Below are 12,942 nucleotides of genomic sequence, written 5' to 3' on the forward strand. Positions count from 1 at the left end.
CCGGCTTTTCTTGATTAACATGCAAAAGCATATTTTTGTCGGATCCAACATGTCAACAATTTTTCCCGGAAATTTGCAAAGCCCAGCAAATTGCGGGCTTTCATCTCCAACCGTATAAGCTTCATTGAATATTTTATATGCAAACGCATATTAAATAACGGATCGGCATCAGATCAACCTCTCCCGCCATCAGCGCCGGAACCAGCCAAGCTATTTTTTGTCGAGGTCGGAATTTGCTCTTGTCGAAATCCCGGAGGTATTTTAGGGTTAAAGCATTCCGAAAATAAACGGCCCGGCGGCTCGCGAGAACCTCCGGAGATCAGGGGAACAACGGAGTGAACAACATGCCGACAATTTCCAGGCGCCAGACCCTCAAGCTGGGCGCAGCAACATTGATCACGGGCATCCTTGCCGGCCGTCTGCCGGTCGCAGCGCAGGATGCCTCGACGCTCACCATCGCGTTCAACGTCAACCTGCCGTCCTTCGATCCGACGGTCGGCCCCTCCGCCGTCAACCCGACCATCCAGGCGATCTATCGCTCGGTGTTCGACCAGTTCGTGGCCCAGGGCCCCGATCTGGCCTTCCAGCCCGGTCTTCTGACCGCCTGGGGCTGGAGCGACGACAAGAAGCAGATCTGGATGGAGGTCCGCGAGGGCGTTACCTGGCACGACGGTTCGCCATTCACGCCGGAAGACGTGGTGTGGTCGCTGGAGCGAGCCGCGAAGGCCGAAACCGGCAACCCGATCCAGTTCGTCTGGTCGACCGCCGGCAATTACAAGATCGACGGCAACAAGATCAGCGGCGAAGTGCTGCGCTTCGAGCCGACCTTCTTCAAGTGGATGGCCTTCCTGACCGGGTATATCCTGCCCAAGGCCTATTATGAAAAGGTCGGCGCGGAAGGCTTCGAGAAGAAGCCGATCGGCACCGGCCCCTACATGGTCGACGCCTATGAAGGCAACGCCTTCCTGCGACTGAAGGCCAACCCCGCCTATTTCGGCGGCAAGCCGGCTTTCGAGACCGTGATCTTCAAGTTCGTTCCGGACGGCACCAGCCGCGTCGCCGAAATCGAATCCGGCTCCTCCGACGTCACGTTGGAAATCCCTTACGAGGAATTCGACCGACTGAAGGACAAGGCGGGCCTTGCCGGCGTCGCCACGCCGATCTCCGACATCGGCATGATCTTTCTCAACAATATTGATGCCATGCTGGACAAGAACGTTCGACTGGCCGCCCATCATGCCATCGACAAGAAGGCGATTGTCACGCGCCTGCTGCGGGGTTACGGCGTGCCGCTCGATACACTCGAAGCCCCGGAATATGACGCCTATGACGCCTCGATCACCGTCGGCTACGACGCGGAAAAGGCCAAGGCCCTTCTGGCCGCCTCCGGTTTCTCCACCGACAAACCGGTGAAATTCAAGATCCAGACGACCCGCGGCTTCAAGCCGAAGGATTACGAGATGATCCAGGCGATCATCGGCATGTGGCGCAAGGTTGGCATCGAGGCGGAAATCGAAGTCTACGAAATCGCCAAGCACTACGAACTGCGCGCCGCCGACCAGTTGGCGCCCGCCGCCTTCTACAACTGGGGCAATGCGATTGGCGATCCGACCACTTCGACGGGCTTCGCGATGTTCGGCCCCTCGCCGCACTCGGTCTGGAACACCGACGATCTCGATGCCATGATCGGCCCTCTCTGGGGCGAAACGGATGAAGCCAAGCGCATTGCCGGCTGGAAGGCCGTGAGCAAGTATATTGCCGAAGAGGGCTACGTGATCCCGCTGCTGCAATATGCCCAACCGGTCGTCTACAAGGACGCGCTGAAGGTCACCCCGAACGTCTCCGGCGCCCTGCAGCCGACCTTGGTCCGCAAGGCCTGATTGTCGGGGGCTGTGCATCCGGCTGCCGCCCGATTGCCCCTCACCCTGACCCTCTCCCCGCAAGCGGGGCGAGGGAACGCAGGCGGTACGACCTTTCGATGAGGCGCAAACGCCGGCCGCAGATTCCTTCGCCCCGCTTGCGGGGAGAAGGTGCCCGAAGGGCGGATGAGAGGCTTTCTCCGGGTCCGGCGATGCCTTGCGACGCCTCTTTCCCTTCGCTACGCTTGCCGCCGGAACCGCGGCCGGGAACGCATCATTCATGACTGCCGTCTCTATCCTCAACCGACTGCTGATGGCCGCGATCACCTTGTTCGGCGTCGGGCTGATTGTCTTCGTTCTACTACGCATCGTGCCCGGCGACCCGATCGCCATGATGATCTCGCCCGGCGCCAGCCCTGCCGACATCGCCGCCCTGCGCGCCCATTACGGGCTGGATGCCAGCCTGTCGGTACAGTTCGGCCTGTGGCTGAAAAATGTCCTGGCTGGTGACTTCGGCACATCGATCTCGCTGCGCCGTGACGTGTTGGACCTGTTGATGGAGCGCCTGCCGGCGACGCTGGAGCTGGCGTTTGCCGCCCTGTCGCTCGGCGTCGTCACAGGCGGCATCATTGCCGTGATCGGCACGCTTCTTCGCCGCACGCCGGCCGAGCCGGTCATTGATTTTCTGAATGGCTTGTTCCTGGCCGTGCCGGATTTTGTCTGGGCCCTGGTGCTTGTGCTGCTGTTTGGCGTGTTCCTGCCGATCTTCCCGCTCTCCGGCCGGCTAGATCCCTCGCTCTCGACCGAGTTCGCCACCTCTTTCTATCTTGTCGAAAGCCTCGTGACGCTGCGCTTTGCGGTGTTCGGCGATGTCCTCTCTCATATGATCATGCCGATGCTGGCGCTCGGCCTGCCGCTCTCGGCCGTCATCGTCCGCACCCTGAAAGAGGCGCTGCTGGAAGCCATGGTGCAGGATTATGTGCTGCTGGCGCGGCTGAAAGGCATGTCGAACCTGCGGCTCGTGCTGCAGGAAGCCCTGCGCAATGCCATCGGGCCGACCCTGACGCTGACCGGCGTGCAATTCACCTTCATGATCGGCGGCACGGTCATCGTCGAGCGCATCTTTTCCTATCCGGGCATCGGCAACATGGCGATCGATGCGGTCATCAACCGCGACCTGCCGCTGATCCAGGGGCTGGTGCTGATGTTCGGCCTGCTGTTCATTGTCATCAACATCCTGGTCGACATGCTGGCCGCCGTCTTCAACCCGAGGATCGCCCATGGCTGACATCACTCACGGCACGGCCGGCGCAGCCCCGCGCAACCGTTCGAGAAGCATCAAGGCGCTGCTGGCGGAGCCACGCGTCGTCTGGGGCGGAGGCTTCATCATCGTCCTCATCCTGCTTGCAATCTTCGCGCCGTGGATCGCGCCGAAGGACCCGCTGGAACAGGACCTGATGCTCTCCACCCTGCCACCGATCGGGACCGCGGGCACCGAGCCGGGCTTTTATTTCGGCACCGACGATCTCGGCCGCGACGTGCTGTCGCGCATGATCTATGGAACGCGGATCGCCCTGATCGTTGCCTTTGTCGCCGCCAGCCTGGCCGCGATCATCGGCACGGTCCTCGGCCTGATCGCCGGCTGGTATGGCGGCTGGGCGGACAAGGTGATTTCGCGCCTTGTCGACATCTGGATGGCCTTTCCGCCGGTCCTGCTGTCGGTTCTGCTGGTCGCGGTGTTCGGATCGGGCCTGCATTCGGTGATTGCGGCCATCGTGATCATCGACTGGACCCGGTTCTGTCGCGTCGTGCGCTCCGAGACGATCGCGCAGGCCAGCATGGATTACGTAACCGCCGCCAAGACCATCGGCTTCTCGAAAATCCAGATTCTGAAGAACGAAATCTTCCCCAATGTCGCGCCTGTCCTGGTCGCTCTGATCAGCCTGGAAATGGGCATCGCCGTGATCGTCGAGGCGATCCTGTCCTTTGTCGGCCTGTCGCTGTCCTCCGACACGCCGACCTGGGGCGGCATGATCGCACAGGGGCGCCAGACCATCCATCACAGCTGGTGGGTGCTGGCCGCGCCGCTTGCCATGCTGTTTGCCACCGTGCTCGCCTTCAACCAGTTGGGCAACGGCCTGCGCCGTGCCCTCGATCCGGTGATGCGCCGATGACCCGCCCGCTTGTTTCCATCGAGGCGCTGAGCGCCGTCTCCAGCCGCGACGGCAACGCGCCGATCCTGCGCGACGTCAGTATCACGCTTGAGCGCGGAGAAGTCCGCGGTCTGGTCGGAGAGAGCGGCGCCGGCAAGTCGACGATCGCCAAGGCACTTCTGAGCATCCTGCCGCAAACGGTCAAGGTCACCGGCGGCTGGATCTATTTCGACGATCGCGATCTGCTGACCATGCCCGCCCCGCAACTACGCGACATCATGGGCAACGAGATATCACTGATCCCGCAGGACCCGCAGACGGCCCTCAATCCCGGCCGCCGCATCGAGGCGCAGCTGACCGATGGCCTGCGGCTGAAGCGTGGACTGAGCAAGGCCGAGGCCCATCAACGGGCGCTGACTCTGCTAGACGAGGTGCAGATCCGCGATCCGCAGCGGGTGCTGAAAGCCTATCCGCACGAACTCTCCGGCGGCATGCGGCAACGCATCCTGATCGCCGCAGCCTTTGCGCTGGAACCCAAGCTGGTGGTCGCCGACGAGCCGACCACGGCGCTTGACGTTACCGTGCAGAAACAGATCCTGCGTCTGATCCGTCGCATGCAGGAGGCCCACGGCACGGCGGTGATTTTCGTCACCCACGATCTCGGCGTCGTCGCCCAGATCTGCGACAGCGTCACGCTGCTCTATTCCGGCAAGGTCATCGAAGCCGGCACGACCGCCGACGTCCTGCAGAAGCCGACCCACATTTATACCAAGGCGCTGATCGCCGCCGGCCCGCGCTACGACCGTCCGGATGCCGGCCTGAAGCCCGTGCCGGAAACCGTCTTTGACCAGTTGCGCCAGGAGATCGGCGCTGCCCCGCAAGGAGGCCCGACCCATGGCTGAGCTTTTGACCGCGACCGGGCTTGAGGTGACCTATGGCGGCGGCGCCAGCCTGTTCGGCCCATTGCCGGGCGTCAAGGTGCTGCACGGCATAGACATCACCATCAACCGCGGCGAAACCGTCGGCATCGTCGGCGAAAGCGGATCCGGCAAGACGACGCTCGGGCGGGCGTTGCTGCGGCTGATCGAGACCTCCTCGGGCAAGATCACCTTTGACGGCCAGGACATCACTCATCTGCCGGATGCCAGGATGCGGCCGCTGCGCCGGCGCATGCAGATGATCTTCCAGGATCCCATGGCCTCGCTCAACCCGCGCCACTCGATCCGCCGCATCCTGACCGAACCGCTGTTTCTGCATGGCATGGCGCATGACAGGTCTGCGGCGGAGGCCCTTGTCCGCCAGATGCTGGACCGGGTGAAACTGTCCGCCGTAGTGCTGGATCGCAATCCGCACGAGCTGTCGGGCGGCCAGCGGCAGCGCATCGGCATCGCCCGCGCCGCCTTGCTGAGACCGGATTTCGTGCTGGCCGACGAGATCGTCTCCGGCCTCGACGTCTCGACCCAGGCCCAGGCACTCAATCTGCTGAAGGAACTGTCGCGCGACATGGGCCTGTCTATGGCCTTTATCAGCCATGACCTCTCGGTCATCCGCGCCATCTGCGACCGCGTCTACGTGCTGCGCTACGGCAAGATCGTCGAACATGGCCCGTGCGACACGGTCTTTTCCAATCCGCAATCGGACTATACGCGCGCCCTGCTGGACGCCATTCCCCTACCCGAAATCAACCCGGACTGGCTGAACGGCCCGGCGCTCGGCGACGCCGCCTGACGCTTCCTCTTCAATGCTTGACGCGCAGCGCCTGCTTGCGCTCGCGCAGATCGAAGCCATGCTCGGCAGAACCGGGATCTTCGGCGACCGCACCAAGATCGGCCTTGCGGATCTTCTGGGTCGAGGTGGTGGGCATGCTGTCGACGAACACCACATAGCCCGGCACCTTGTAATAGGCGAGCTGGCCGGCACTGTGCCGCAGGATATCGAGCGCCAGCGCCTCGTCGCGCTCAAACCCTTCCCTGGCGACCACGACAGCCAGAACCTCTTCGCCGCGCAACGGATCGAGCACCGCCACGATGGCGATCTGCGCCACGGCCGGATGGGTGGCGATGGCACCTTCGACTTCGATGGCCGCAATATTCTCACCGGAGCGGCGGATGATGTTCTTCTTGCGATCGACAAAGTAGAGGCTGCCCTGCTCGTCCATGCGCATGATATCGCCGGTATGCAGCCAGCCCCCCTGCCAGATCTCGGCCGTCGCCTGCGGGTTTTTCAAATAGCCGGAGAACAGACCCTTGGCCGGCGTGCCCGCCCCCGCACGGACCAGCAGCTCGCCCGGCGTTCCGGTCGGGACATCCCGTCCCTCGTCATCGACGATGCGCACCTCCATGCGCGGACCCGGACGCGTCGCGCGTCCCAGGCACCGCTCGCCGACATGCCGCGGCGCGTCGCTGGCGCACAGAATACAGGCGCCGCCGGATTCGGTCATCGCCCAGCCCTCCAGCAGCGGTGCGCCAAACCGCTGCTCGAAAGCCGCATGATGGTCGGGATGCACGCCACCGCCGACGCCAAAGCGCAACTGGTGGCGACGGTCCTTGTCCGATGGCGGAATGGCCAGCAGGATCGCCGGCATCACGCCGAGATAGTGGAAGCAGGTGGCCTTCGTCTCCTCGGCCATGTCCCACCAGCTGCGCGGATGGAAGCGATCGACGATGATCTGCGCACCGCCGCTGGCCAGCATGCCCATGAAGGAATTGCCCATGGCGTTGACATGAAAGGTCGGCAGCGGCGTGATCAACCGCTCCTGGCCCTCGCGCAGGCAAACCTGGCCGCCTTGCGCAACATACCAATGGCCCCAGGCCAGGAAATAATCGTTGGACAGCAGGCAACCCTTCGGCCGACCTGTTGTGCCGGATGTGTAGATAAGGGCGCATTCACACTCGCCCACGGCACCGGCAACCGGCTGCGGGGGCTGTTTCGCCGCCGGAATGTCCCCTTCCCCAGCAACCCAGACCGGAATCTGCAGCGCCTCAGCGCTCGCCGCGACCTGGGCCACACGGCTGGCCAGCGTGACCACCAGCAGGCTTTCGCTGTGGTCGAGAAGATAGGACAGCTCATCCGCGGTATAGTCCGGATTGACCGGGACAAGGCTGATGCCGAGACTGTTCAGGGCCAGCCAGTGGATGAAATGCGTCGGCCGGTTCTCCAGAAGGACGGCAACGCGATGGCCGGCCCCATAGCCCGCCCCACGATATCGATCCGCCAGGGCATCCGCCTCCTCCAGAACATCCCGGTAGGTCCAGCTGCTGCGGTTCAAGCCCCACATGTGCCGGACATCATCCGGCAGCACCAGAAGATCGTGTTCGGCAAACCTCAGGCTCTGCATTTTCAGCAGTTCATACGGACTTTGCGCCGCCGCATCTTGCAGGACAGTGGTTCCAACGGTCTCTGTCTGGAGGGTCATCTCTGCATTGTCCTCTGCTGAATAGGCCAGGCCGGCTGACGTCGATGCAGGCATGCTAGGCAAAAGTTACGGCGGGATCAATTTATTTCATGCTTCAACTATATCGGATTTTCCCCGAGGCCGTCCCATCTGCAAATTGTGGACAAACGCGCGAGCGGTCAGGCAGAACGAAATTTTTCTTTCGTCAAATCAATAGCCTGCAGAATGCCATGCGATCCCGCGTCAGACCCCGGGATCAGGGAAAAGCGACCTTCCCGGCATTATTCCCCTTGACGCACCGCCGCTTCCATTTATATTTTAAACTTAAAATAACAGGCCGAAACGATCCTCGCGGAGGATCGAGCGAGAAGGAACGGACATGCGTATCGTGTGCATTGGCGGCGGCCCGGCCGGTCTTTATTTCGGCCTCCTGATGAAGAAGTTCCATCCCGAGCACACGATCACCGTGGTCGAGCGCAACAAGCCGTATGACACGTTCGGGTGGGGCGTGGTGTTCTCCGACGCCACCATGGACAGCATGAAGATCTGGGATCCGCAGAGTGCGGCCAAGATCCAGGACGCCTTCAACCATTGGGACGATATCGAAGTCCTGTTCAAGGGGACACGGCAGCGCACCAGCGGCCACGGCTTCGTCGGCATCGGCCGCAAGCGCCTGCTCAACATCCTGCAGGAGCGCTGCGAGGAACTCGGCGTCGAACTGCAGTTCGAGACCGATGTCGACAGTGATCTCGACTTTCCGGATGCCGACCTGATCATCGCTTCCGATGGACTGAACTCGAAGATCCGTCAGAAATATACCGAGATTTTCGAACCCGACATGGTCGTGCGCCCGAACCGCTATATCTGGCTCGGCACCAACAAGCTCTACGACGCCTTCACCTTCGATTTCCGCAAGACCGATCACGGCTGGTTCCAGGCCCATATCTACAAGTTCGACGAGCGCACCTCGACCTTCATCATCGAAACGACGGAAGAGGCCTATCAGGCCCATCGCCTGGGCGAACTCGACCAGCAGGGCTCGATCGACTTCTGCGAAAAGCTCTTCACCGAAGTGCTGGACGGCGGCTCCCTGATGACCAATGCCCGGCATCTGCGCGGCTCGGCCTGGCTCAATTTCAATCGGCTGATCTGCGGCAAGTGGAGTCATTTCAATGGCAATTCCCACGTCGTGCTGATGGGCGACGCCGCCCACACCGCTCATTTCGCTATCGGCTCCGGCACCAAGCTTGCCATCGACGATGCGATCGAACTGACCAACCAGTTCCAGAAACTTGGCCACGACAAGGACAAGATCCCGGCCGTGCTATCGGCCTATGAGGAGATCCGCCGCGTCGATGTGGCCCGCATCCAGAATGCCGCCCGCAACGCCATGGAATGGTTCGAAGTGGTCGGCGAGCGTTACGCCGACAGCATGGAGCCGGAACAGTTCATGTATTCCATGCTGACGCGTTCGCAGCGCATCAGCCATGAGAACCTGCGCCTGCGCGACAAGACCTGGCTGGAGGGCTATGAGCGCTGGTTCGCAAGACAAGCGGGCCTCAACGTCAAGGACGGCGAGCGTTGCCTGCCGCCGATGTTCACGCCCTACACGGTGCGCGGCGTCACCTTGCCGAACCGCATCGTCGTTTCACCAATGGCCATGTATTCGGCAACGGACGGCCTGATCAACGATTTTCATATGGTGCATCTGGGCTCGCGCGCCATGGGTGGCGCCGGACTTGTCTTTGCCGAAATGACCTGCGTCTCGCCCGACGCCCGCATCACCCCCGGCTGCCTCGGCCTGTGGAATGACGAGCAGACGGCCGCCTGGAAACGCGTCGTCGATTTCGTGCATGCCAGCAGCCCTGCCAAGGTCGGCATCCAGATCGGCCATGCCGGTCGCAAGGGCGCGACCAAGCTCGCCTGGGACGGCATCGACAAGCCGCTGGACGACGGCGGATGGCCGCTCTACTCCGCCTCGGCTTTGCCCTATCTGAAGGACAGCCAGGTGCCGAAGGCCATGGATCGCGCCGACATGGACCGCGTCAAGGCCGATTTCGTCGCCGCCACCAGGCGTGCAGCGCAGACCGGCGCCAACTGGCTGGAACTGCATTGCGCCCACGGCTATCTGCTGTCGAGCTTCCTGTCGCCGCTCACCAACCGCCGCACCGACGAATATGGCGGCGCCCACGAAAATCGTGCCCGCTATCCGCTCGAAATCTTCGAGGCTGTGCGCGCCGTCTGGCCGCAGGACAAGCCGATCTCCGTTCGCCTGTCCTGCACCGACTGGTTTGAAGGCGGCAACACACCGGATGATGCGGCCATCTTCGCGCAAATGTTCAAGGCGTCCGGTGCGGATCTGATAGACTGCTCGTCGGGTCAGGTCTGGAAGGAAGAAAAGCCGGTCTATGGTCGTCTGTTCCAGACGCCGTTCTCCGACAAGATCCGCAACGAAGTCGGCATGGCGACCATCGCCGTCGGTGCCATTTCGGAAGCGGACCATGCCAACTCGATCATCTCTGCCGGCCGCGCCGATCTCTGCGCCGTGGCGCGCCCGCATCTGGCCGATCCTGCCTGGACGCTGCACGAGGCCGCCAAGATCGGCATCAGCTCGATCGCCTGGCCGAAACAGTATCAATCGGGCAAGTATCAGTATGAAGCAAACCTCGCCCGGGCAACGACACCCGCCGCGGCAAAGTAAGGATCCGACATGACGCCCGGCCAAACCCTCAACGGCAGACATGCACTGGTAACCGGCGCCGGCAGCGGCATCGGCGCTGCCATTGCCCGCGCGCTGGTCAAGGCCGGAGCCCGCGTCACGCTTGCCGGCCGCCGCCGCGAGCCGCTGGAAAAACTGGCCCTGGAACTGGGCATGACGGAAACCTTCATTGCCGGCGGCTTCGACGTTACCGATCCCGCAGCAATCGCTTCCGGCCTTGCCGCCGCGCGCGCTTTGTTCGGGCCGGTCGATATCCTGATCAACAATGCCGGCGACGCACCGAGCGCGCCTTTTGAAAAAACCAGCCTGGACCTCTGGTCCCATATCCTCAATGTCGACCTGACGGGTGTCTTCAACGTCACCCAGGCCGTGTTACCGGATCTGAAAGCGCATGGCCATGGCGCCCGCATCATCAATGTCGCCTCGACGGCAGGACTGACGGGCTATGCCTATGTCTCGGCCTATTGTGCGGCAAAGCACGGCGTCATCGGTCTGACGCGGGCGCTCGCTCTGGAACTGGCGCGCAAGGGCGTCACCGTCAACGCGGTCTGCCCCGGCTTTACCGATACACCGATCATCGAGCGATCGATTGCCGAAATCGTCGCCAAGACCGGCCGTTCGCCCGAAGAGGCGATGGCCGAGTTCGTGAAATCCAATCCGCAGGGACGCCTGGTGAAGCCGGAGGAGGTTGCAGACAGTGTTCTGTGGCTGGCGTCGCCTGGGGCGCAGTCAATCAATGGGCAGGCCATCGTGGTCGCCGGTGGGGAGGTCATGGCAGGATGAACGATCAACAGATATCGATGGCAAGCCATCTGAAACCCTTCAGGGACTACCAGGCCCGCCATTTTCTCTGGGAGGTGAGCGAGGACGGCCGCGTCGCGACGCTGACGCTCAACCGCCCGGAACGTAAGAATCCACTGACATTCGAGAGCTATGCCGAGTTGCGTGACCTGTTCCGCGATCTGGCCTATGCCGGCGATGTGCGTACCATCGTGCTGAAGGGTGCCGGTGGCAATTTCTCGTCGGGCGGCGACGTCTTCGAGATCATCGAGCCGCTGACCAAAATGGCCATGCCCGACCTTCTGGCCTTCACCCGCATGACCGGCGATCTGGTGAAAGCCATGCGCAAATGCCCGCAGCAGATCGTGGCGGCGGTTGACGGCATCTGCGCCGGTGCCGGTGCCATCCTCGCCATGGCCTCGGATCTGCGCCTGGCGACGCCTGAGGCGAAGACTGCATTTCTGTTCACCCGCGTCGGCCTTGCCGGCGCCGACATGGGAGCCTGCGGCATTCTTCCGCGCATCATCGGCCAGGCGCGCGCCGCCGAACTGCTCTATACCGGCCGTTTCATGAGCGCCGCGGAAGGCCAGACCTGGGGCTTCTACAACGCCCTGCACGATCAGCCAGCGCTCGACGATGCGGCCCTGTCCCTTGCCCGGCAGATCGCCGACGGTCCGTGGTTTGCCCACGGCATGACCAAGACCATGCTGAACCAGGAATGGGCGATGGGCATCGACGAGCTGATCGAATCCGAGGCGCAGGCCCAGGCGATCTGCATGGCGACCCAGGATTTTACCCGCGCCTTCGAGGCCTTCGCCGCCAAGCGCAAGCCGGTCTTCGAGGGAAACTGAGGCGATGAGCACTCCATCCTCTCTCTGCGGTCCGACGCGCGACCATCTGGCCTGGCCGTTTTTCGATGCCGGCCATGCCGAGTTCGCCGCAAAGCTCGACCAATTTGCCACTTCCGCGGCCATGGCCGAGATCGACCATGGCGATGTCGACAAGGCCTGTCGCAAGCTGGTGCAGGCGCTCGGCCAAGTGGGACTGCTCGACGCGGCAGTCAGCTCCGGCGAGGGAGCAGGCTCGATCGACAGCCGCAAGGTGTGCCTGGCGCGCGAAACGCTGGCTTGGCACGATGGCCTTGCCGATTTCGCCTTTGCCATGCAGGGCCTTGGTACCGGCGCCATCGCGCTGTCGGGAGATGCCGCCCTGCGCGACGCTGTCCTGCCCAAGGTGCGCTCCGGCGCGTGGATCGCCGCCTTTGCCCTGTCTGAGAAACTGGCCGGTTCGGATGTCGCCGCCATGGCCTGCGCTGCCCGCGCCGATGGCGACGGCTATGTGCTGGATGGCGAAAAGACCTGGATCTCCAACGGCGGCATTGCCGATGTCTACACCGTCTTCGCCCGCACCGGCGAAGCACCGGGCACCCGGGGCATTTCGGCTTTCGTGGTTTTCGCCGATGACCCCGGCTTCTCGATTGCCGAGCGCATCGACGTCATCGCGCCGCATCCGCTCGCCACCATCCGTTTCAAGAATTGCCGCATTCCGGCATCCCGTCGCCTCGGGGCGCCTGGCGAAGGCTTCAAGATCGCCATGCGCACGCTCGATATCTTTCGCGCCTCGGTCGCGGCCGCATCGCTCGGCTTTGCCCGGCGCGCCTTTGACGAGGCGCTTGCCTATAGCCGCGAGCGGCCGATGTTCGGCGCAACGCTTGCCGACCTGCAACTGACCCAGGCAGCCCTTGGCGACATGGCGACGGATATCGACGCCGGAGCGCTGCTCACCTACCGCGCCGCCTGGCGTCGCGACGTGCAGAAGCTGCCGACCACCAGCGAAGCGGCCATGGCCAAGATGACGGCGACCGAGAACGCCCAGAAGGTGATCGACCGCGCCGTGCAGATGTTCGGCGGCCGCGGCGTCCAGAGCGGCCAGATCACCGAAAGACTCTACCGCGAGATCCGCGCCCTGCGGATTTACGAAGGTGCGACCGAAGTGCAGAAGCTCATCGTCGCCCGCGAACTCCTGAAGACACGATAA

10 protein-coding genes are annotated in these 12,942 nt (G+C 62.9%); 9 read left to right on the forward strand and 1 reads right to left on the reverse strand.

Annotated elements, in window-relative coordinates:
* Positions 1-344 precede the first annotated feature (344 nt).
* The 5 genes from HFC70_RS23355 (at position 345) to HFC70_RS23375 (ending at position 5,740) form a co-directional block, all read left to right on the forward strand.
* Entirely contained in the window at positions 345-1,880 is a 1,536-nt protein-coding gene (locus tag HFC70_RS23355; RefSeq protein WP_168475707.1) for an ABC transporter substrate-binding protein, read from the forward strand.
* 259 nt (positions 1,881-2,139) lie between these two features.
* Positions 2,140-3,147, forward strand: a complete 1,008-nt coding sequence (locus tag HFC70_RS23360) for an ABC transporter permease (protein WP_168475708.1) — start codon at positions 2,140-2,142, stop codon at positions 3,145-3,147.
* Entirely contained in the window at positions 3,140-4,033 is an 894-nt protein-coding gene (locus HFC70_RS23365) for an ABC transporter permease (protein ID WP_168475709.1), read from the forward strand. Before HFC70_RS23360 ends, HFC70_RS23365 begins: the two co-directional genes overlap by 8 nt.
* Positions 4,030-4,914, forward strand: coding sequence for an ABC transporter ATP-binding protein (locus HFC70_RS23370; protein WP_168475710.1), 885 nt, complete (start codon positions 4,030-4,032; stop codon positions 4,912-4,914). The genes HFC70_RS23365 and HFC70_RS23370 overlap by 4 nt, the downstream gene beginning before the upstream one ends.
* On the forward strand, positions 4,907-5,740 hold the full coding sequence (locus HFC70_RS23375; RefSeq protein WP_168475711.1) for an ATP-binding cassette domain-containing protein: 834 nt from the start codon (positions 4,907-4,909) through the stop codon (positions 5,738-5,740). The genes HFC70_RS23370 and HFC70_RS23375 overlap by 8 nt, the downstream gene beginning before the upstream one ends.
* A 10-nt stretch (positions 5,741-5,750) precedes the next feature.
* On the opposite strand, the gene HFC70_RS23380 is transcribed toward HFC70_RS23375, so the two are convergent.
* A complete protein-coding gene (locus HFC70_RS23380; RefSeq protein WP_168475712.1) occupies positions 5,751-7,427 on the reverse strand; it encodes an AMP-binding protein in 1,677 nt (558 codons plus the stop codon).
* 358 nt (positions 7,428-7,785) lie between these two features.
* Here HFC70_RS23380 and HFC70_RS23385 point away from each other — a divergent pair, with 358 nt between their 5' ends.
* From HFC70_RS23385 to HFC70_RS23400, 4 genes are read left to right on the forward strand one after another with little or no spacing between them, the layout of a single operon-like run.
* The gene (locus tag HFC70_RS23385) at positions 7,786-10,107 is read left to right on the forward strand and encodes a bifunctional salicylyl-CoA 5-hydroxylase/oxidoreductase (RefSeq protein WP_168475713.1); all 2,322 of its coding nucleotides are present in this window, start codon (positions 7,786-7,788) and stop codon (positions 10,105-10,107) included.
* Positions 10,108-10,116: 9 nt separating this feature from the next.
* Positions 10,117-10,908, forward strand: a complete 792-nt coding sequence (locus HFC70_RS23390) for an SDR family NAD(P)-dependent oxidoreductase (protein ID WP_168475714.1) — start codon at positions 10,117-10,119, stop codon at positions 10,906-10,908.
* On the forward strand, positions 10,905-11,756 hold the full coding sequence (locus tag HFC70_RS23395) for an enoyl-CoA hydratase family protein (protein ID WP_168475715.1): 852 nt from the start codon (positions 10,905-10,907) through the stop codon (positions 11,754-11,756). The genes HFC70_RS23390 and HFC70_RS23395 overlap by 4 nt, the downstream gene beginning before the upstream one ends.
* A gap of 4 nt (positions 11,757-11,760) precedes the next feature.
* Positions 11,761-12,942 carry an acyl-CoA dehydrogenase family protein gene (locus tag HFC70_RS23400; RefSeq protein ID WP_168475716.1) on the forward strand — a complete coding sequence of 394 codons (1,182 nt, stop codon included), beginning with the start codon at positions 11,761-11,763 and terminating at the stop codon, positions 12,940-12,942.

The sequence above is a fragment of the Agrobacterium sp. a22-2 genome, assembly GCF_012276985.1.
Lineage (GTDB): Bacteria > Pseudomonadota > Alphaproteobacteria > Rhizobiales > Rhizobiaceae > Allorhizobium.

Excerpts from the sequence above, each read along its gene's own strand:
- HFC70_RS23355 (WP_168475707.1), top strand. The coding sequence starts at position 345 with ATGCCGACAATTTCCAGGCGCCAGACCCTCAAGCTGGGCGCAGCAACA.
- HFC70_RS23360 (WP_168475708.1), top strand. The coding sequence starts at position 2,140 with ATGACTGCCGTCTCTATCCTCAACCGACTGCTGATGGCCGCGATCACC.
- HFC70_RS23365 (WP_168475709.1), top strand. The coding sequence starts at position 3,140 with ATGGCTGACATCACTCACGGCACGGCCGGCGCAGCCCCGCGCAACCGT.
- HFC70_RS23370 (WP_168475710.1), top strand. The coding sequence starts at position 4,030 with ATGACCCGCCCGCTTGTTTCCATCGAGGCGCTGAGCGCCGTCTCCAGC.
- HFC70_RS23375 (WP_168475711.1), top strand. The coding sequence starts at position 4,907 with ATGGCTGAGCTTTTGACCGCGACCGGGCTTGAGGTGACCTATGGCGGC.
- HFC70_RS23380 (WP_168475712.1), bottom strand. The coding sequence starts at position 7,427 with ATGACCCTCCAGACAGAGACCGTTGGAACCACTGTCCTGCAAGATGCG.
- HFC70_RS23385 (WP_168475713.1), top strand. The coding sequence starts at position 7,786 with ATGCGTATCGTGTGCATTGGCGGCGGCCCGGCCGGTCTTTATTTCGGC.
- HFC70_RS23390 (WP_168475714.1), top strand. The coding sequence starts at position 10,117 with ATGACGCCCGGCCAAACCCTCAACGGCAGACATGCACTGGTAACCGGC.
- HFC70_RS23395 (WP_168475715.1), top strand. The coding sequence starts at position 10,905 with ATGAACGATCAACAGATATCGATGGCAAGCCATCTGAAACCCTTCAGG.
- HFC70_RS23400 (WP_168475716.1), top strand. The coding sequence starts at position 11,761 with ATGAGCACTCCATCCTCTCTCTGCGGTCCGACGCGCGACCATCTGGCC.